The organism is Sphingomonas epibiotica, assembly GCF_039615155.1.
Lineage (GTDB): Bacteria > Pseudomonadota > Alphaproteobacteria > Sphingomonadales > Sphingomonadaceae > Sphingomonas.
Genome location: NZ_JBDGHY010000005.1, coordinates 156,714 through 177,066 on the forward strand (window position 1 = coordinate 156,714; position 20,353 = coordinate 177,066).

The window sequence follows — 20,353 nt, forward strand, 5'->3', positions numbered from 1 at the left end:
TTCTGATGGCCCGATGGCGTCCTGAAAGGCGGGGCGGGTGGGAAGGGACCGGGCCGCGACGATCGCCACGACCCGGCGTAGTTCAGGCGGCGTGTGCCAGCGCAGTGATGTCGGCTGCCTCGTCGGTGGCGAAGACATGGGCGACGTCGATGATGACGACGAAGCCGTCGGCCTCGCGCACCACCCCCTCGATATAGTCGGAGCGCCAGCGCATGCCGACATCGGGTGCCGACTCCAGCCGGTCGCGTTCGAAGGTCGCGACCGCGATCACCCGGTCCACCACCAGCCCCAGCGCGAGCGTCCGGTCGGGCAGGGCGACGTCGACGATCAGCACTCGCGTCGCGAGCGTCGGATCGACCGGCGACAGGCCCAGCCGGGTGCGCAGATCGACCATCGGCACACCCTGACCACGCACGTCGGTCAGGCCGAGCATCCAGTCCGGTCCGCCGGGCACGCGGAAGGCAGGCGTATAGTCGAGGATCTCGCGGACCATGGTCACGGGGACGGCGAACACCTCATCTCCCAAGCCGAAGGTCACGACCTGCACGGGACCGACGGCGCTCATGCCGCACGTCCGAAGGCTGCGTCGTCGCCGTCCGGCCCGCCCTGCATCAGGTCGAGCGCGAAGCCGCGGGCACGGGCCTGCTGGTCGGCAACCGAGTTCGGCTTGCCCTTTGGTGCAGCGGCGGGCTTCGCCTTCGGCTTGCGCGCGGCGGGACGCTTGGTCGTTGCGACCGAATTGTCATCGACGCGGAAGAAGGCGATGCTCTGCTGCAATTCCTCCGCCTGTCCGGCCAGTTCTTCGGAGGTCGAGGTGATCTGTTCGGACGCTGAGGCGTTCTGCTGCGTGACCTGATCGAGCTGTTGCAGCGCCTGGTTGATTTGCGACGCGCCGATATCCTGCTCGCGGCATGCGGCGCTGATCTCCGACACCAGTTCGGCGGTCCGGCGGATGTCGGGAACCAGCTTGGTCAGCATCTCGCCGGCCTGCGCCGCCGCCTGCACCGTGTCGCCCGACACCGCGCTGATCTCGGCGGCTGCCGTCTGGCTGCGTTCGGCCAGCTTGCGGACTTCCGAGGCAACCACCGCGAAGCCGCGGCCATGTTCGCCGGCCCGCGCCGCTTCCACCGCCGCGTTCAGCGCCAGCAGATCGGTCTGGCGGGCGATTTCCTGCACGATGCCGATCTTTTCGGCAATCGTCCGCATCGCCTTCGCCGCGCGGTCGACCGCGACGCCGCTGGCTTCGGCGTCCTTCGACGACTGGCGAGCGATCTTCTCGGTCTGTGCCGCGTTGTCCGCGTTCTGTTTGATGTTGGCAGCCATCTGTTCCATCGACGCCGAGGCTTCCTCGGCGGCGGCGGCCTGTTCGGTCGCACCCTGCGAGACCTGTTCCGACGAAGCCGACAGTTCCTGGCTACCGCCTGCAACGTTATCCGCGGCGGCAGAAGCGTCACCCACGACGTTGCGCAGGCGGTCGACCATCGACACGAGCGAATGGCCCAGCTTGTCCTTGTCCGACAGCGGCGTGTGATCGACGGTCAGGTCGCCGCCCGCGATCGTGTCGGCCAGCGCCGCCGACTTGCGGAGCGCCATGGTCATGCGGTTGACGGTGTCGACCAGATCCTTGATCTCGTCGTTGGTGGTCACGGTCACCTCGTTGTCGAGGTCGCCGATCGCCACCGCATCGAGGGCGACGCTGACCCGCTTCAGGCCGCGCGAAACGATCAAGCTGATCCAGAGTGCGCCGATCAGCGCGACCAGTACCGCCGCGACGGCAACGATGATCAGGATCGTGCGGGCATTCTCGTAGCTGGCTTCCGTTTCGGCCCGTGCTTCGGTCATGCGATCGGCATTGCGAGCGACGATGGCGTCGAGCGATTTCGACAGGTCGGTCATCAGCGCGCGCGACTGGGTCACCGAGATCTGACCCGCCTCGACGTTCTTGTTCGCCAGGGCGAGATCGCGAATCTTGCGGTTCACCGGCTTATATTCATTCCACTTCGCGGCGACGTTGTCCCATTCCGGCTTTGCCTGCGGGCTGGCATTGGCCACGCCGAGACGGATCAGGTCGTCGACCTTGGCAACCTTGACGACGGCCTGCTGCTCGAACTGGCGGGTGAGGTCATCGTCGCTCGTCAACGCCATGTTCTTTTCAAGTCGCAGCAGTTCGTTCACGCCGACCTGGACGTTCAGCGAACGCGTCTGCCGCGCTGCCGGACCTTCGATAACGTCGACGATACCGGTGTTCATCGCCGACATCTTGGTGACGCCGATGACGATGACCGCCAACAACATCGCAATTACTACGCCGAATGTTACGGCGAGTTTCATCTTTATCGTAGCGCGCATTGGTGGAACCCCCCCCGGAAAACGGGAATCAGTGAATGGATGCAGCGGCGGCGCCGTGCGTGATCGTCTGGAAAACGGCTTCGAGATCGGGCAGCACGACGATGTCGTCGTCGCCATGCCGGACCAGCGAGCGCACATGCTCGCGCTTCCAGCGCAGGCCGACGACCGGCGCGTCCTCGCTGGTCGCGGCGGAGAAGGTCGCGACCTCGTGCACCTTGTCGGTACGCAGGCCGATGATCATCGGCTCGCCGTCGAGATCGAGTTCGATCACGACGATGCGGCTGTCCTTGGTCGGTTCCGGTACCGTCATGCCAAAGGCGAGGTGCAGGTCGGCCAGCGGAATGATCCGCCCGCGAAAGTTGATGACGTTGCCGACCAGCGCGGGCGCGCCGGGCACCCGCGTCTCCGGCATCATGTCGAGGATTTCGCGGACCAGCACCGCCTCGAGCGCAAAGCTTTGCCCCCCCAGGTCGAAAACCAGCACTTCGAGCTGTCGGTCGCTGTTCCACGGGACCAGGCCGGTCGCCTGGCAATGTTCATCCGGCTGCACGCAGCGTCTCCTCACGAGGCTGGCCGAGCGCGATGAGCTGGGCAATGTCGAGGATCAGCGCGACCTCGCCATCGCCGAGGATCGTCGCGCCGGCAAAGGTGGCGGCGTCGCGGTGGAGCGCCGACATCGGCTTGATGACCGTCTGGTGGTTGCCGATGATCTGGTCGACGACCAGACCGACCCGGCCCTGCGGCGTCGACACGACGACGATCTTCTGGAACGGATCGGGCCGGGTGTCGGTGGCGAAGACTTCGCGCAGGCGCAGGAACGGCACCAGCTTTTCGCGCAGCGTGATGAGGCTGCGGCCGCGATGGCGCATATCGTCCTCGAGCGAGAGTTCGATGCATTCCTCGACCGCGGTCAGCGGAATGACGTAGCGTCCGCTGCCGACCCGCACGAGCAGGCCGTCGATGATCGCCAGCGTCAACGGGATGCGCAGTGCGATCAACGATCCCTCGCCCTCGGTCGACTGGACGTCGATCGATCCGCGCAACCCTTCGATCGTACGCTTCACCACGTCCATACCCACGCCACGGCCCGACAGGTTGGTGACGGTCGCGGCGGTCGAGAAACCGGGCGCGAAGATCATCTGCAGCAGTTCGTGGTCGGTGAGCGGCTGATCGGGCTGGATCAGGCCGTTCGCCTCCGCCTTGGCGCGGACGCGGGCGCGGTTGATGCCGCGGCCATCGTCGCGGATGGTGATGACGACTTCGCCACCGGCCTGATGCGCGCCGAGCTTTACCGAACCGGCGGCGGGCTTGCCGGCGGCGATGCGGTCCTCGGGCGTTTCGAGGCCATGGTCGCAGCTGTTGCGGATCAGGTGGACCATCGGATCGAACAGGCGTTCGATCACGGTCTTGTCGACCTCGGTCGCTTCGCCGGCGGTTTCGAACTCGATCGTCTTGCCGGTATCGCGCGCCAGGTCGTGGATCAGACGGCGGAAGCGCGAGAAGAGCGAGCCGACCGGCACCATGCGCAGCACCATCATCGTGTCGCGGAGTTCACCGGCCAGCCGCTCGATTTCCTCGGAGACCGAGCGCAGGACAAGGTCCTGGCCACGATTGGCGCATTGCGACAGGCGGCTCTGGGCGATGACCAGTTCGCCGACCCGGTCCATCAGCGCGTCGAGCCGTCCGGCGGGGACGCGCACGCTTTCCTCGGCCTTGGCGGTCGAACGGGCGGCGGGGCTGTCGGCGGTCGCTGCGGTCGCGATCGGTGCGGCGGCTTCGGCGAGGACCGGTGCTTCGTCGGTCGCCGTATCCTCGGCTGCCGCGTCCGCATCGGCTAGGCCGAGCGGTTCGATCGACAATTCCATGTCGTCCATCACGAAGATGAACACATCCTCGATATCGTCGCGCTTCACGTCGCCGACCAGCGTCACGTCCCAGCCGATATGGCATTCGGTCGCGATCAGATCGGCGAGCGGCGGGACCTTGTCGGTCCGCGCGACGACGGTGCAGTCGCCCAGTTCGCGCAACTCATCGAGCAGCATCAGCGGGTTGGTGCCGTTGGCCATCGCATCGGCGGGCAGTCGGAACGCGATCTGCCAGCCGGTAGCGACCGGTGCGCGGGCGGCGGCCGGAGTGATGCCGGATGCCTCGTCGATCGCCGCCTGCAGGCGGGCGAGGATCGCGTCGCCCTCGGCGGCGGGGGCGTCGCCCTCGACCAGCGCGCGCATGTGATCCTGTGCGGACAGGATGACCGACACCAGTCCGGCGGTGGCGGGAACCTGCCCCTTGCGGACGCGATCGAACGCGGTTTCGCAGTGATGGGTGAAGCCAGCCAGCGCGTCGAAGCCGAACATCGCGCCCGAGCCCTTCAGCGTATGCAGCCCGCGGAAGACGGCGTTGACGAGATCGGCATCGTCGAGGCGGTGGCCAAGGTCGAGCAGCGCCTGCTCGACCTGATCGAGCACCTCGCCCGCCTCCACGCGGAAGGCGGCGATCGGATCGTCGGCGATCACCGGCCCAGCACCTTGCGCGCGACCTTCACGAGCTGGTCGGGCACGAACGGCTTGACCAGCCAGCCGGTGGCGCCGGCGGCCTTGGCCTGGTTCTTCATTTCCGGATCGGATTCGGTGGTCAGGAAGATGATCGGGACGCCCGCCTGTGCCGGCTGCTTGCGCAGTTCGCGGATCATCGACAGTCCGTCCATGTTCGGCATGTTCAGATCGGTGACGATCATGTCGAACTTGGTCGCCGTCGCCTTGGTCAGCCCTTCGACGCCGTCGCCGGCCTCGGTCACGGTATAGCCAGCACCGGTCAGCGCGATGCGGATCGCCATGCGCAGGCTGGCGGAATCATCGACGGCAAGAATGGAAGCGGTCATTGCAAGGGCACTCCGTGGAACCAGAAGGCGTTGTCGTCGGGCGTCATCGCGGCGACGAAACCGGCACGATGCAGCAGGGCGGTAAGGGGTTCGTCTGCCGGGGCGGCAAGGCTGACCGACGCGTCGTGCAGCCGCGCCTGTGCGCGCAGGCTTTCGATCAGTTGCAGGACGCTGAGGTCGGGTCCCGTCAGACCGGTCGCATCGAGGACGAGGTCGCCGCCGGGCGGCAATGCGCGCAAATCGTCGACGACTGCGGCGATGTTCGCCATCGATAGATTTGACGGCAGGCAGAAAGCAGTACTCATGTGATCTTGCCCCCAAAAGAACTGCGAGCTTCTTCGCAGTTCGGGATTAAGATCGATTTAAGTACGAGGCGGAAACAGAAGGGGCATAGTTACCGGATGGTTAATGCGCGAGAGCGCACCATCCATTCTGTTTCCAAAGAAAACAGTAATTTGCGCAACCTGACGGTATACGCCGACGAGCAGCTGATTGGACCGATCTGGTCGAAAATACCGAAGACCGAAATATTATCGGCGGAAATTCGGTTGCTGCGTCGCGAGTCGCGGGATCAGCGGCGGGGCAGGCGCCGCGCGATGAGAATCAGGAGCAGCCCGGCTGCCGCTACGACCGATCCGGTGACGACCCAGAGATACTGGTCGATCATGAAGGAACTAGCGGGCCAGCGGATGATCCCCATCCCCTGACCCAGCCAGAACAGTCCGACGAACGCGAGGATCGCACCGACGATCGTCAGCGCCCGCCGGACAATGCGCATGTCAGCGCTGGCCCACGGGCACGTAATCGCGCTGTGTGGGGCCGGTATAGAGCTGACGCGGACGGCCGATCTTCTGTTCGGGGTCCGAGATCATTTCGTTCCACTGCGCGACCCAGCCGACGGTGCGGGCGAGCGCGAACAGCGCGGTGAACATGGTGGTCGGGAAACCGATCGCCGACAGGATGACACCCGAATAGAAGTCGACGTTCGGGAACAGCTTCTTCTCGATGAAGTAATCGTCCGACAGCGCCAGTTCTTCCAGCCGCAACGCGGTTTCGAACACCGGATCGTTGACGCCGAGCGATTCGAACACTTCGCGCACCGTCTTCTGCATCACCGTCGCCCGCGGGTCGTAGTTCTTGTAAACGCGGTGACCGAAGCCCATCAGGCGGAACGGATCGTCCTTGTTTTTGGCACGGGCGATATATTCCGGGATCCGCTCGGGGGTGCCGATCTCGCGCAGCATGTTGAGCGCGGCTTCGTTCGCGCCGCCATGCGCCGGACCCCAGAGGCAGGCGATGCCGGCGGCCATGCAGGCGAACGGGTTGGCACCCGACGAACCGGCGAGACGGACGGTCGAGGTCGACGCATTCTGTTCGTGATCGGCGTGCAGGATGAAGATGCGATCCAGCGCCTTTTCGACGACCGGGTTCACTTCATAGGGCTCGGCCGGTACGCCGAAGGTCATCTTCAGGAAGTTGCCGGTGTAGCTGAGCGAATTGTCCGGATACTGGAACGGCTGCCCGACGCTGTACTTATACGCCATCGCCGCGATCGTCGGCATCTTGGCGATCAGCCGGTGCGACGCGATCGTCCGCTGGGTCGGATCGGTGATGTCGGTCGAATCATGGTAGAAGGCCGACAGCGCGCCGACGACGCCGCACATGATCGCCATCGGGTGCGCGTCGCGGCGGAAACCGCGATAGAAGGTCGCGAGCTGTTCATGCAGCATCGTGTGGCGGCTGATCGTGGTGGTGAAGTTGCCCAGTTCCTCGCCCGACGGTAGTTCGCCGTTGAGCAGGAGATAGGCGACCTCCATGAACGACGATTCCTCGGCCAGCTGACCGATCGGATAGCCGCGATGCAGCAGCACGCCTTCGTCACCATCGATATAGGTCAGCGCCGAATCGCAGCTGGCGGTCGAGGTGAAGCCCGGATCGTAGGTGAAGGCGCCGGTCTGCGCATAAAGCTTGCGGATGTCGATGACGTCCGGGCCGATCGTCCCCGATCGAACCGGAAATTCGACGTCCTTGCCCGCAACCTGCAGTTTAGCGTTATCGGCCATCTGGCGTCTCCTGTTGGTTATGCGGCCGGTTTGGCCATCTGATCTTCGATGCGGCCAAGGCTTTCGTCGCGGCCCAGCAAAGCGAGCACGTCGAAAATCCCCGGTGAGGTGCGCGACCCCGTCAGCGCGGCGCGAAGCGGTTGCGCGGCGGCACCCAGCTTCAACCCCGCCGCCTCCGCCACTTCGCGTACCGCAGCTTCGATCGTCTCCGTATCCCATGCTGCGAGTGCGTCAAGCTTGGCGTGCAACTGCGACAGAATCGCACGTGCTTCGGGCGTGAGCAGCGTCGTGGCGCCGTCGTCCATCGGCAGTGGGCGCGACTTGAAGAAGAAGGCGGCATTGGCGGCGAGCTCGTTGATATCGGCGGCACGCACCTTCAGCACCGGCATGGCGCGCTGCAACAGCTCGCGGTCGATCCCGTCGGGCAGGCGTTCGGCGACCAGCGCGGTCAGCCGCGCATCGTCAGCCTCGCGGATATAATGGCCGTTGAGGTTCAGCAGCTTCTTCGTATCGAAACGGGACGGCGAGCGCCCGACGCCCGACAGATCGAAGACCTCGGTCGCGCGCTCGCGACTGATGATCTCTTCGTCGCCATGGCCCCAGCCGAGCCGCAGCAGATAGTTGTTCAGCGCCTCGGGCAGCACGCCCAGTTCGTCGCGATATGCTTCGACGCCCAGCGCCCCGTGGCGCTTCGACAGCTTGGCACCGTCGGCACCGTGGATCAGCGGTACATGGGCATAGACCGGATCGGGCCAGCCGCCCTCGACCGCGTCCATCGCGCGGATCAGCGCGAGTTGGCGGAACGCGTTGCTGAGATGGTCGTCGCCGCGAATGACGTGCGTGACGCCCATGTCATGGTCGTCGACCACCACCGCGAGCATATAGGTCGGCGTACCGTCCGAACGAAGGAGGACGAAATCGTCGAGTTCGGCATTGGCGACGGTCACCTCGCCCTGCACCTGATCGGGGATCGTCACCGACCCTTCCTTCGGTGCCTTCAGCCGGACGACGAACGGAGCGCCTTCGGGCGCATCCTCGGGCGCGCGGTCGCGCCAGCGTCCGTCATAGCGGATCGGCTTGCCGGCGGCGCGCTGTTCCTCGCGCAGTGCGGTCAATTCTTCGGGCGTTGCATAGCAGCGATAGGCATGACCGGCGGCGAGCAGCTGATGCGCGACGGCGGCATGGCGATCGGCACGGGCGAACTGGAACACGGCATCGCCGTCCCAGTCGAGGCCGAGCCAGCGCATGCCCTCGAGGATCGCGTCGATGGCCGGCTGGGTCGAGCGCGCGCGATCGGTATCCTCGATCCGCAGCAGGAAGCGACCGCCATGGCGACGGGCATAGAGCCAGTTGAACAGCGCGGTGCGCGCACCGCCGATATGGAGAAAGCCGGTCGGCGACGGCGCGAAACGGGTGACGACAGGCGTCGCGGAAGTGGTTGCGCCCAAGCGCGGATGCTCCCAGAAATCGGGTGGAACAGATATGGCCAGTTCAGCCGCGACCGCCCCTAGCATGGCACCCGTGCCGCTTCAAACCGCGCGCGCCCCGGCTCGGTTCCTTGCCGCGCTGGAACGTAGGGCGGAGGCGGAGCGGGGGCAATTGCCGCTGTGGATGCCGGTCGCGCTGGGGGCGGGGATCGCGCCGTGGTTCATGTTGCCGGGGCCGGCGGCGTGGAGCGCGGTGTTGTTCGCCGGGCTGGCGGCGGCGCTGGGTGGGATGGTGCTGCCATGGGGTACCCGGACGGCGCAGGCGATCACGATCGTCGGACTGCTGGTGATGCTCGGCTGTGCGCTCATCTGGTGGCGCGCCGAACACGTCGCCGCGCCGGTGTTGGCACGACCGATAGTGGTAGCGTTCGAGGCGAAGGTCGAACGGGTCGAGCCGCTTCCGGCGCGTGAACTGGTTCGGCTGACATTGGCACCGACTTCTACAACCCCCTTTTTTGGGAAGGAGGGATTGGGGGTGGGTTGGCCAGCGATAGAGCGGGGCGTTGCGCCAAGCGGAACCCGACCCACCCCCAACCCTTCGCTTCCAGAGAGGGGAGGATTGCCGCCGCGTATCCGCGTGAATGTCGCCCAGGGAGATTTCCCGGCCGATCTCTCCCCCGGCGCCACCATCGCCCTGCGCGCCCGCCTGATGCCGCCGCCCTCCGCCGCGTTGCCGGGGGCGTATGACTTTGCCCGAACCGCATGGTTTCAGGGGATCGGCGCGACCGGGCGCGGTTTTGCGCCGGTGCGGGTGATCGCAGCCGGCGACCCGGGCAATGCCGGACTGCGCGCGGCGCTGACCGCGCATATCGTCGGGCGGGTAAGCGGCAGCGAAGGCGGGATTGCCGCCGCGTTCGTGACCGGTGATCGCGGTGCGATCGACGAAGCCGATGCCGAGGCGATGCGGCGCTCGGGTCTGGCCCATCTGTTGTCGATCAGCGGGCTGCACGTCACCGCGGTGGTGGTCGGGACGATGACGCTGGTGTTGAAACTGCTCGCAATGTTCCCGTCGCTGGCGCTCCGGGTGCGGTTGCCGGTTGTCGCAGCGGGGGCAGGGGCGATGGCGGCGGTCGGCTATACCTGGCTGTCGGGGGCGGACGTGCCGACGGTGCGGTCGTGTATTGCCGCGCTGCTGGTGCTAGGGGCGCTATCGCTGGGGCGTGAAGCGGTTACGCTGCGGCTGATCGCGACGGGGGCGCTGCTGGTCCTGCTGGTGCTGCCGGAGTCGCTGGCGGGGCCGAGTTTCCAGTTGAGCTTCGCCGCCGTCACCGCGATCGTCGCGCTGCACGAACATCCCCGCGTCCGGCGCTGGTTCCTGAAGCGGGACGAGGCGCCGTGGAGGGGGTTCGGACGCGGTTTGGCGTCGTTGCTGCTCACCGGGCTGGTGGTCGAGGCGGCGTTGATGCCGATCGGCCTCTATCATTTCCACAAGGCCGGGCTGTACGGTGCGCTGGCCAATATCGTTGCCATCCCGCTCACGACCTTCGTCACCATGCCGCTGGAGGCGATGGCATTGGCGCTCGATCCGGTCGGGCTGGGCGCGCCGGCATGGTGGGCGGTCGAGCGTTCGCTGGCGTTGCTGCTGTGGATCGCGCGGACGGTCGCGGCCGCACCGGGGTCGGTCGCTTCGCTGCCGGCAATGCTCGATGGGGCATTCGCGCTGATGGTCGTCGGCGGACTGTGGATCGCGCTGTGGCGGACGGCGCTGCGGCGCTGGGGAATATTGCCGTTCGCGGCCGGCGCTGTGTGGGCGCTGGCGACGCCGGCACCCGACCTGCTGGTGACCGGCGACGGGCGGCATCTGGCATTGGCGACGCCCGATGGCGGCATGGCGATCCTGCGCGACCGGGCGGGCGATTATGTCCGCGCGACGCTGGGCGAGGGCGGCGGCGTCGAGGGCGCGTTGCCGCCGCTGTCCGAACAAGCCGGCGCAAGGTGCAGCGCCGACCTGTGCATCGCCAGACGGGAGGCCGGCGGCCGACGCTGGACGATCGTCGCGACGCGCAGCGGCTATGCGGTGCCGTGGGCCGAACTGGTCGCCGCCTGTCGCCGCGCCGACATCGTCGTCAGCGACCGCCGCCTGCCGCCCGCGTGCACCCCACGCTGGTTGAAGCTGGACCGTATGACGCTCGCCCGCACCGGCGGGGTGGCGATATCGCTGGCGGCCGGGCGAGTGACGACCGTCCGGCAGGGCGGGCAGCATCCATGGGAGGTGCCGCAGACGGTCGCGCCGCCGCGTCCGTCCTATCGCGACCGGCGCGTGGGGCGGAAGGGCGCGAGTTCCGACGCCGCCCGATGATCGTTGATCGCGACCCGTGCGCAGACGAACGCCATCCACAGGATCAGCGCACCACCGATACCAAAGGTGAGCGGCAGCGACAGCTTCGGGGCGAACAGCGCCAGGATCGGCAGAAGCGCCGATAGGCGCACCACCGCGCTGCGCCCTGTCCAGTTGCGTCCGATCATCGTTACAGCCGCGGCAGGGTGACGCCGCGCTGGCCCATATATTTGCCGGCCCGGTCGGCATAGCTGGTGCCGCAGGGCTGATCGCCCTTCAGGAACAGGAACTGGCAGGCGCCTTCATTGGCGTAGATCTTGGCCGGGAGCGGTGTCGTGTTGGAAAATTCCAACGTGACATGCCCCTCCCATTCTGGCTCCAGCGGCGTCACGTTGACGATGATCCCGCAGCGCGCATAGGTCGATTTGCCGAGGCAGATGACCAGCACGTCGCGCGGCACGCGGAAATATTCGACGGTGCGAGCCAACGCGAAACTGTTGGGCGGGATGATGCAGACATCGGTCTTGCGATCGACGAAGCTGTTCTGGGCGAAATCCTTCGGATCGACGACGGCGGAGTCGACGTTGGTGAAGATCTTGAATTCGTCCGACACCCGCGCGTCATAACCATAGGACGACAGGCCGTAGCTGATGCACCCCTCGCGCCGCTGCGATTCGACAAAGGGTTCGATCATCCCCGTCGCCAGCGCCTGTTCGCGAATCCAGTGATCCGACAGGATCGTCATTGCTTTCCCCCAATACCCAGATCGCCCGGGCCAAATGCATGCGGCAACAGGTCGGACAGGCGATGCGTTTCGATGCTGCCGCCGCCGAGTCCGGAACAATAGACCGCCAGATCGCGTCCGCCCATCTGCGCCGCTTCGTTCAGTATCTGCCGACACCGACCGCACGGGCGGATCGGGTCCACGTCCGCTTCGCCCATGCGCCCCCCGACAATGCCGACCGCGACGATCTCGCGCAGTCGTCCGGTGGCGTTGGCCGTGGCGGTCGCCACCGTCTCCGCGCACAGCGACAGGCCGTAGCTGGCGTTTTCGAAATTGGCGCCGGTGACGATCGATCCGTCTTCCATCAGCAGCGCCGCACCCACCGCGAAGCGCGAATAGGGCGCGTGGGCATGCGCGGCGGCGGCGCGCGCGGCGTCGATCAGTACGGCGGGATCAATCATTGGGCGGCAACACTCCACGCGACGGGACGGGCGACGCCGTCGATGCGCCGCGTCGGGTTCGCCTGCCACATCCGCCACGGCCGCGCCAGATAATCGGGTTCGAACAAGCGGCGTTGCGCCCAAAGCGGCCGGATGATCGCGGCGCTGACCCGATATTCTGATTCGAATGCGGGCGAAATGCGCAGCATCATCGCGCGGCCGTCATGATATTCGGCCGGCCCCAGAAACCCGCGGATCGCGGTCATCACCTGCGCGCGGGTCGGACGGGCGGCGCAGTCGGGCGAGAAGTCGAGCGACAACGTGGCGGGCAGGGCATCGGTCGCGCGCGGTACCGTGGTCAGATAGGTCGTGACCTGATCGGCGGTCGGCTCGCACAGCGAAAACTCGTGGAGCGCGCCATGGCGCATTCCGATGGCATGCGCGCCGTTCCAGTTCGCCTCGAACGCCGCATCGCGCTGCGTTCCCCGCGACGCCGTGATATAGGTGAAATCCGCGCCGCGCGCGCGGACGGTCGGCCAGTCGATCGGGCCGTCCCCGGCCGATACCGTCAGGCCCTGGACCGGGAACCGGGTGCGATCGGGCGTCCAGCCGAACGACCATTGCCACAGAAACAACGCAACCAGCGCCAGCACCGCCAGCGCGCCGAGAATCAATTTGAACCGCATCACGCCTTGATATGCAGCACGCAGATCAGGGTGAAGAGGCGGCGTGCGGTGTCGAAATCGATCTCGACCTTGCCGTCCAGCCGCTCGCGCAGCGCCTCGGCCGCCTCGTTGTGGATGCCGCGCCTTGCCATGTCGATCGTCTCGATCTCGTGCGGGGTCGCCTGTCGGATGGCTTTGTAATAGCTGTCGCAGATCGCGAAATAATCGCGGATCGGGCGGCGCAGGCGCGCCATGCCCAACACCAGCGTCTCGATCAGGCTGCCATCCTCGCGCGCGATATCGATGGCGAGCCGGCCCTCTGGCACCGAGAGCGCGATGCGGTACGGACCGGCATAATGATCGGCAGGCACCCGGGCGGGGGCGAAGTGATTCGCCTCCAGCAGGTCGAAGATCGCGATACGCCGTTCCTGCTCGATATCGGCGCTGCGCCATAAAATGGTGCGCTCGTCGAGGGTCACGTCGATGATCCGGGGATCGGCCATGGCCTCCTGTCGCCGCTTCATGTGCTGGCGTCCACCGCAAAATGCGCTGTCAAGCGGTTGAGCGTAAGGCCGAGGTCTGGGACAAGGAGCGATGGCTACTGTTCACAGCATCGGCGGGGGTACCCCTCCGCAACCACCGCGCGTGCCCCACAATGTCGATGCGGAGGCGGCGCTGTTGGGCGCGATGCTGATCGACAATGGTCTGGCCGACGACATGGTCGAACGGCTGGATATCGAGCATTTCTACGATCCCGCCCATGCGCGCATTTTCGAACGGATCAGGGGCGTCCGCCGTACCGGGATGATCGCGAGTCCGGTGACGCTGCGGCCGATGTTCGACAATGACGAATTGCTGGCGGCACGCGGCGGCACCCAATATCTGGTCGAGATCACCGGCAGCAACGCCAGCCTGATCGGTGCGCGACAGTTCGCGCAGCAAATCTACGACCTTGCCCAGTTGCGCGCGCTCATCACCGTGGGCCGCACGCTGGTCGAAAACGCTACCGACACCTCGACCGAGGTCGATCCCAAGAAGCAGATCGAAGCAGCCGAAGAGGCGCTGTTCAAGGTCGCTGCGGAGGGGAACACGACCAACGCGGTCAAGTCGTTCGCGCAGGCGACGACGATGGCGGTGCGCATGGCCGAACGCGCGATGAACTCGGGTGGCGGTCTGTCGGGCGTCACGACCGGCCTCGCATCCGTCAACGGCCGGATCGGCGGCATGCATCACAGCGATCTCATCATCCTTGCCGGGCGTCCGGGCATGGGCAAGACGTCGCTCGCGACCAACATCGCCTTCAACGCTGCACAGCGTTACATGGACGACCAGCGCGCCGGCATGGAGAAGGGCAAGTCAGTTGGCGCGAAGGTCGCGTTCTTTTCGCTCGAAATGTCCGCCGATCAGCTCGCGACGCGCATCATGGCCGAGCAGGCGGAAATCAGTTCCGAAGCCTTGCGCATGGGCAAGATCCGCAAGGAGGACTTTACCCGCCTTGCCAACGCGGCCGCCGATCTGGAACAGTTGCCGCTCTATATCGACGATACCGCCGGCCTGTCGATTTCGGGCCTGCACACCCGCGTCCGGCGTCTGCAACGCAAGCTGGACGGTGAACTCGGGCTGGTCGTGGTTGACTATCTCCAGCTACTGCAAGGCTCGGGCAAGGGCAGCGACAATCGCGTGCAGGAAATCTCGGAGATTTCGCGCGGATTGAAGACGCTGGCCAAGGATATCGGCGTGCCGGTGATGGCACTGTCGCAGCTGTCGCGCGCCGTCGAACAGCGCGAGGACAAACGACCGCAGCTGTCCGACCTTCGCGAATCAGGGTCGATCGAGCAGGACGCCGACATGGTCTGGTTCGTGTACCGCGAGGACTATTATGTCGCGGCGAAGGAGCCGAAACGCCCGCGCGACGGTGACGATGCGAAGGTGTTCGAGGACCATGCGAAATGGGCGATGGATATGGAACGTGTCTATGGCCTCGCCGAGCTTATCATCGCCAAGCAGCGGCATGGCGCGACGGGCAAGGTGACGCTGAAGTTCGAGCCGCAGATCACCAAGTTCAGCGACTATGCCGGTGGCGGGTTCAGCGGGCTGGACGAATAGCCGATCGGTCCGGGCCGAACAGAAGAAGGGGGAGGCGCCGATGGCACCTCCCCCGATTTTTTTTGGGTGTCCCCGTATCAGATGCGGAACAGCGCGCCTACCACGATACGGCGATCGTTCAGGAAGCTGAACCGGTCATAGCGTTGACCCGCCGCGTCGATCTGACTGTACGCCTTGCTCTTGGTATCGAGGATGTTGGCGATCGATCCGCGTAGCTGGAGGTTGCCGATGTTGAACTTCAGCGACGCGTCGAGGAAGCCCGCATCTTCCGCGAACACGGGGTTGCCGGTCACATAGTCGCGATAGGTCAGCAGGTAGGACGAGCGCCAGTTATAGGCGAGCCGCGCTTCGACCACCTTGTCCTGATAGATCGCGACCGCGTTGGCGATATGCTTGGACTGGCCGAGCAGGTCGCTGACGCCCCAGCGGAATACCTGCGTCACGTCGTCCGGCACGCCGTTGCCATCGGCATCGGCGCCGTTGCCCGGGGGCGTCGTGTTGGCATCGATGAAGGTATAGTTGCCCTGTACGCCCAGATGCTTGAGCGGCCCCGGCAGGAAGTCGAAGAACTGCTGATAGCCGACTTCAACGCCCTTCACCGTCGCCTTCGCCTGATTGACCGGGCCGTTGTAGATGATGTTGAGCGTCTTGCCGTCGAGCGTCGTCGTCCCCAGCGACAGGTCGCCGTTGGTGATGATGTTCGACAGCTTCTTGTAGAAGCCGGCGACCGACAGATAACCGCCCTTGAAATACCATTCGTACGACAGGTCGAAATTGTCGGCGGTGGTCGGCTTCAGGAACGGGTTGCCGCGACTGACGCGGATTTCACTGGGCGAGATATCCTGCGCGCCGCGATCGACGCCGAACAACGGGTCGGTCTCGTCGGTGATCTGCTGGAAGTTCGTGCGCTGGGTCGTGACGACATATTCCTGCGATGCTCGCAAATCCTGTACGTTCGGCTGGCTGAGCCCCTTGCTGTAGCCGAAGCGGAACAGCATCTCGCGGTTCAGATTGAACTTCATGTTGAACGACGGCAGCCAACGTTCGTCGGTGAGGTTCAGCGAGGTCGGAATGGCCGCCTGTGCCGCATAGGCGGCCGACTCCGGCGCGAAATCGCGAATGTCGTCACGGCTTTCGGCGTCATCGGTACGCAAGCGGCGGCCGGTCGTCGGGTCGAACGTGTACTGGCAATTCTGCTGACCCGGACCAAGTGCGGGGTCGCACGACGGCAGGTCGGGGTTGAACGGGCGGAACGCCTGGAAACCCGACGACCGCAGCTCGGTCCGGACATAGCGCACACCGAAATTACCGTCGACCGACATGCCGTTATCGAAATCCTGCTTGAAATCGATTCGGACATAGGCGTTCTTCGTCCGTTCGGTGATGTCGGACGTATCTTCGGGACGATAGATCGCCTGACCGAAGCGCGTGCCGTCATTGATGCCGCGTGGCACCCAGTTCCCCAGCGTCGTCAGCTGCGGTTCGCTGGCAATATAGTTGCGGAACGCGCCATAGTCGTTGAGCAGATTGCGGTTCACGAACACGAAGTCGGTGTTGCTACCCTGAACGACACCATCCCCACGGAAGAAGTTTTTATAACTGACTGCCTCGAAGCCTTCGTTCGGGTTCTGGAACGTGCCGGCGATGCCATAGCCACCGGCCCAGGCCGGCGCGATCGCCCCCCAGTTGAGCGCCATTTCCGAATTGACTTGACTGCGTTCGGCAAAGCGAGCGCCGAACTTGACGCTGTCGAACCAACTGGCAAGGCCGTCGCCGCCCGACACGTCATAGCTGAGATCGCCGCGCAGTGCGTAAAGGTCGCCCTTGCCGTTCTGGAACTGGTCGGCCGCGAACTGGAAATTGGCACCATTGAAGTCGGCGCTTCCGGTGGGCGACGGGATGTAAACCCCCGGCGCGTTGATGAAACCGTTAGAATTGGTGATCGGGTCACGATCACCAGTAAACCGAGTGTTGCTAGGATTGAAGCGGTGCGCAGGGTCAATAAAGAATTCGACCCGAGGATGGTCGAGATCCGGCTTCACGGAATAATTGAAGTAGCTGTTCATGCCACCCCAAAGCTGACGCTGCCGGGCATCCGCCTTGGTATACTGCGCATCGAGGGTGATGAACAAGCGTTCGGTGGCGTTCCACTTAACGTTCAGGCTGAAATCGTCGGTCGAGGCTTCCTCAATCTTACCGACGCCCAGCATGCCGATGTCGCGACCACGCGCCCCGGTCCACGAATCCTGGTTGCTGGTGATGAGGCCAGATTCCATCAGGCCGCCGCGGACCGGATACAGGGTTTCGCAATCGCCTGGCGCAACCGGCTGTCCGCCCGGGCCGCTGCACATCGGCAGGCCGTCGGAACCCCAATTGTTGTTGCGTGCCAGATTGCTGACGCCGATGTTCACGCCGCCATTATGGTCGGGGAACCATTCGAGCGTCCGTTCGATGCTGTTGATCTTCGTTTCGGCGCGGATGTACTTGAACGTCGCTTGCAGACCGTCGTTGCGCCACTGGATCGCACCATAATAGCTGATGCGATCACGATCGAAGTCGGTGTTGCGCAGCTGGAACCCCGGCGTGATGCCGACGATGCGCGACGGGTCGACGCCAATAAACTCGTTTGGACGGGGGCCGTCGTTCAGATTGTTGATTTCCGGAACGTTGCCGTTGGCGTCGAGCACGCGCGGGATCGGCTGGCTCTGCTGCCAGCCATTGATCCGCGAGTCGAGCCGCGAGCGCGAATAGGAGCCGAGGATGCCGATTTCGCCAATCCCGGTGTTCCAGCGCTTGCCCGCGGTGATGCTGCCCTGCGGCGACCACTTCTTGCGCAAGTCGGAATAGGTCCCGTCGACCGAGATGACGAACAGGTCCTTCTTGCTGTCGAACGGTTCGAGCGTGCGCAGATTGATCGTGCCGCCGATGCCGCCCTCGATCAGGTCGGCGCTCTGATTCTTGTAGACGTCGACGCCGCCGACCAGTTCGGGCGGAATGCTCGAAAAGTCGAGCGAACGGCCGCCATTGGCCGAGAAGGCGTCGCGACCGTTGAATTCGGATCGGACGAAGCCGAGACCGCGCACGAGGTTGCCGCGACCTTCGGGCGAGGGGAAGTCGGGGCTGCCGCCGTTGGTCGGGAAGCGCGAGATGGTCACGCCCGGAATACGACCGATCGCTTCGGCGACCGACAGATCGGGCAGCGTCGCAATGTCCGACGCGGTGATCGAATCGACGAAGGTCGACGAGCGGCGCTTGATTTCCTTAGCCGATTCAAGCGCGGCGCGGATGCCGGTAACGACGATTTCACCTTCGGGCGTCGCGTCCTGCGCATCGGCCAGCGGCGTCGGCACCTTTTCGTCCGGCGGCGTGATGGCGGTCTGTGCAAAGGCGGCTGCCGGCGTCAGTGCCAAGGTCAGCGCGGATGTGGCCAACAGCAACTTCTTGGCCGAACGCGACGGATACGCGAGTACCTGCATCTTCATCAATCTATCCCCTCCCTGTAGCGACGTCTGTTCGCGTCGCCCGGCGTTACCTGTGCGCGATCCTTGCTGCTCGTTTCTCGTTTTTCGATACGATACGGCTAGCAATGGTGCGGCAACAATCGGGTGCATATCTGATCTGATTTACCCCGACAAGATAGCGGTAACATATTTACCCGACATCGTTGACAATTGTCCGGGTCGGGCGTTCTGATTGTAACTCAAGTAACATTACGTACGTAATTATTGCTGCATTGCAACGTATTAACGATATGGTTGCGCCAATGCTTGGGCAGTGCGAACGATGTTGTCGGAGAGGGGCGTTTCTATGACTATACATGCCGGTAACCGGCCGAGGACCGTATGACGGCGGCTGCCGAGATCGAACGGATCTGCATCGTCGGTGGCGGTACCGCCGGCTGGATGACCGCTGCTGCGCTTGCGAACAGGCTGCACGGCCTGGGGGTCCGAATCCACCTGATCGAATCGGACGAAATCGGGACGGTCGGGGTCGGTGAAGCGACGCTGCCGCATATCCGAGCGTTCAATACGACGCTGGGTATCGCCGAATCGGATCTAATGCGCGCGACCGAGGCTACGTACAAACTGGGCATCGAGTTTCGTGACTGGGGCCGAATCGGCGATCGCTATATCCACCCGTTCGGCAATTACGGGCCGACCGACGACGGCATTCCCTTCTACCATCAATGGCTGCGGTTGCGCGAACAAGGTGATACGACCCGGCTCGACGAATATTCGTTTCCGGTCATCGCCGCCGAGAACAACCGCTTCCGTCATCCCGGCAGTGACGTGCGTCAGGTCGAATCGAGCTTCGGCTATGCCTACCAGTTCGATGCTTCGCTCTATGCCCGCTTCCTGCGGCGTTATGCCGAAGCGCGCGGCGTCGAGCGGGTCGAGGGCAAGGTGGTCGACGTCGCGCTCGACGGGGAGCGTGGCCATGTCCGTGACGTGACGCTGGCCGACGGACGGGTGGTACAGGCCGACCTGTTCGTCGACTGTTCGGGCTTTCGCGGGCTGTTGATCGAAGGAGCGTTGCAGTCGGGCTATGACGACTGGAGCAACTGGCTGCCGTGCAACCGGGCGGTCGCGGTGCCGACCGACAGTCGCGGACCGCTCGGCCCCTATACGCGCGCGACGGCGCGGACGGCGGGGTGGCAATGGCGGATCCCGTTGCAGCACCGGGTCGGCAACGGTCATGTCTATTGCAGCAGCTTCATTTCCGACGATGACGCGCAGGCGCAACTGGTCGCCAATCTCGACGCGCCGATGCAGGCCGAGCCGCGACGGCTGCGCTTCACGACCGGACGGCGGCGCGACTTCTGGAAACGCAACGTCGTCGCGATCGGGCTGGCCAGCGGGTTTCTCGAACCGCTCGAATCGACGTCGATCCATCTGATCCAGGACGGCATTACCGAGTTGCTGGCGCTGTTCCCGACCCGTGCCTTCGATGCGGGCGATATCGACGAGTATAATCGGCGGATGGCGCTGCACTTCGAACGGGTACGCGACTTCCTGCTGCTGCACTATGTCGCGACCGAGCGTGAGGACAGCGAGATGTGGCGGCATTTCCGCGCGCTGACCCTGCCCGACAGTTTGCAGGCGAAGATCGATGCGTGGCTGACGCGTGGCTATGTCGTACCCTATCAGTTCGGATTGTTCCTGCCGCCCAGTTGGGTAGCGGTGATGCTGGGGCAGAGGCTGATGCCGAAGGGATATGATCCGCGCGTGCTGGCGCAGGACGACGCGACGATCGCGGCGCGCGCGGCGGCGCTGCGCGGGGCGGTGGCGCAGGCGGTGCAGGCGACGCCCGTGCATGCCGACTATATCCGCCGATCGCCGGCCGCGGCCGGTCTGGCGGCCTGA

The 20,353-nt window shown here is 64.9% G+C and carries 17 protein-coding genes and 2 pseudogenes; 3 read left to right on the plus strand and 16 right to left on the minus strand.

Features of this window, described 5'->3' with window-relative positions; all coding sequences use genetic code 11:
- Positions 1-82: 82 nt before the first annotated feature.
- The 10 genes and pseudogenes from AAIO73_RS11695 to gltX form a co-directional block, all read right to left on the minus strand.
- Positions 83-565, minus strand: a complete 483-nt coding sequence (locus AAIO73_RS11695; protein WP_345878269.1) for a chemotaxis protein CheW — start codon at positions 563-565, stop codon at positions 83-85.
- A pseudogene (locus AAIO73_RS20295) lies at positions 562-1,557 on the minus strand (methyl-accepting chemotaxis protein); the annotation flags it as partial. The gene AAIO73_RS11695 and the pseudogene AAIO73_RS20295, both read right to left, overlap by 4 nt.
- 84 nt (positions 1,558-1,641) lie before the next feature.
- Positions 1,642-2,487, minus strand: a pseudogene (locus AAIO73_RS20300) (MCP four helix bundle domain-containing protein); the annotation flags it as partial.
- Positions 2,378-2,899, minus strand: a complete 522-nt coding sequence (locus tag AAIO73_RS11705; RefSeq protein ID WP_345878272.1) for a chemotaxis protein CheW — start codon at positions 2,897-2,899, stop codon at positions 2,378-2,380. The pseudogene AAIO73_RS20300 and the gene AAIO73_RS11705, both read right to left, overlap by 110 nt.
- Positions 2,886-4,862: a chemotaxis protein CheA gene (locus AAIO73_RS11710; RefSeq protein WP_345878274.1), complete on the minus strand. Its 1,977-nt coding sequence runs from the start codon at positions 4,860-4,862 to the stop codon at positions 2,886-2,888. The genes AAIO73_RS11705 and AAIO73_RS11710 overlap by 14 nt, the downstream gene beginning before the upstream one ends.
- A complete protein-coding gene (locus AAIO73_RS11715; protein ID WP_345878275.1) occupies positions 4,859-5,227 on the minus strand; it encodes a response regulator in 369 nt (122 codons plus the stop codon). Before AAIO73_RS11715 ends, AAIO73_RS11710 begins: the two co-directional genes overlap by 4 nt.
- Positions 5,224-5,532, minus strand: a complete 309-nt coding sequence (locus AAIO73_RS11720) for an STAS domain-containing protein (RefSeq protein WP_345878276.1) — start codon at positions 5,530-5,532, stop codon at positions 5,224-5,226. The genes AAIO73_RS11715 and AAIO73_RS11720 overlap by 4 nt, the downstream gene beginning before the upstream one ends.
- A 266-nt stretch (positions 5,533-5,798) precedes the next feature.
- Positions 5,799-6,005 (minus strand): hypothetical protein, encoded by a 207-nt coding sequence (locus AAIO73_RS11725; protein WP_110154250.1) that lies wholly within the window; start codon positions 6,003-6,005, stop codon positions 5,799-5,801.
- Between the two features lies 1 nt (position 6,006).
- Positions 6,007-7,290, minus strand: coding sequence for a citrate synthase (locus AAIO73_RS11730; protein WP_345878280.1), 1,284 nt, complete (start codon positions 7,288-7,290; stop codon positions 6,007-6,009).
- A 17-nt stretch (positions 7,291-7,307) separates the two neighbouring features.
- Positions 7,308-8,738 carry a glutamate--tRNA ligase gene (gene gltX, locus AAIO73_RS11735; RefSeq protein WP_345878283.1) on the minus strand — a complete coding sequence of 477 codons (1,431 nt, stop codon included), beginning with the start codon at positions 8,736-8,738 and terminating at the stop codon, positions 7,308-7,310.
- A 34-nt stretch (positions 8,739-8,772) separates the two neighbouring features.
- Here gltX and AAIO73_RS11740 point away from each other — a divergent pair, with 34 nt between their 5' ends.
- Entirely contained in the window at positions 8,773-11,076 is a 2,304-nt protein-coding gene (locus AAIO73_RS11740; RefSeq protein ID WP_345878285.1) for a ComEC/Rec2 family competence protein, read from the plus strand.
- Here AAIO73_RS11740 and AAIO73_RS11745 read toward each other — a convergent pair.
- Genes AAIO73_RS11745 through AAIO73_RS11765 form a run of 5 tightly spaced genes read right to left on the minus strand, consistent with a single transcriptional unit; the run spans position 11,022 to position 13,387 of the window.
- Entirely contained in the window at positions 11,022-11,243 is a 222-nt protein-coding gene (locus AAIO73_RS11745; RefSeq protein WP_345878287.1) for a hypothetical protein, read from the minus strand. The genes AAIO73_RS11740 and AAIO73_RS11745 overlap by 55 nt on opposite strands.
- Before the next feature lie 2 nt (positions 11,244-11,245).
- Positions 11,246-11,800, minus strand: coding sequence for a dCTP deaminase (dcd, locus tag AAIO73_RS11750; protein ID WP_056450640.1), 555 nt, complete (start codon positions 11,798-11,800; stop codon positions 11,246-11,248).
- Complete coding sequence (locus AAIO73_RS11755; protein ID WP_345878288.1) at positions 11,797-12,240, minus strand: cytidine deaminase; 444 nt, start codon at positions 12,238-12,240, stop codon at positions 11,797-11,799. Before AAIO73_RS11755 ends, dcd begins: the two co-directional genes overlap by 4 nt.
- Positions 12,237-12,905, minus strand: coding sequence for a GH25 family lysozyme (locus AAIO73_RS11760; RefSeq protein WP_345878290.1), 669 nt, complete (start codon positions 12,903-12,905; stop codon positions 12,237-12,239). The genes AAIO73_RS11755 and AAIO73_RS11760 overlap by 4 nt, the downstream gene beginning before the upstream one ends.
- Positions 12,905-13,387, minus strand: a complete 483-nt coding sequence (locus AAIO73_RS11765) for a UPF0262 family protein (RefSeq protein ID WP_242116597.1) — start codon at positions 13,385-13,387, stop codon at positions 12,905-12,907. The genes AAIO73_RS11760 and AAIO73_RS11765 overlap by 1 nt, the downstream gene beginning before the upstream one ends.
- Before the next feature lie 91 nt (positions 13,388-13,478).
- Between AAIO73_RS11765 and AAIO73_RS11770 the strand changes: the two genes are divergently transcribed.
- Complete coding sequence (locus AAIO73_RS11770; RefSeq protein WP_345878292.1) at positions 13,479-14,990, plus strand: replicative DNA helicase; 1,512 nt, start codon at positions 13,479-13,481, stop codon at positions 14,988-14,990.
- A 77-nt stretch (positions 14,991-15,067) separates the two neighbouring features.
- On the opposite strand, the gene AAIO73_RS11775 is transcribed toward AAIO73_RS11770, so the two are convergent.
- On the minus strand, positions 15,068-18,472 hold the full coding sequence (locus AAIO73_RS11775; RefSeq protein ID WP_345878294.1) for a TonB-dependent receptor: 3,405 nt from the start codon (positions 18,470-18,472) through the stop codon (positions 15,068-15,070).
- A gap of 360 nt (positions 18,473-18,832) precedes the next feature.
- Here AAIO73_RS11775 and AAIO73_RS11780 point away from each other — a divergent pair, with 360 nt between their 5' ends.
- Positions 18,833-20,353 (plus strand): tryptophan halogenase family protein, encoded by a 1,521-nt coding sequence (locus AAIO73_RS11780; protein ID WP_345878296.1) that lies wholly within the window; start codon positions 18,833-18,835, stop codon positions 20,351-20,353.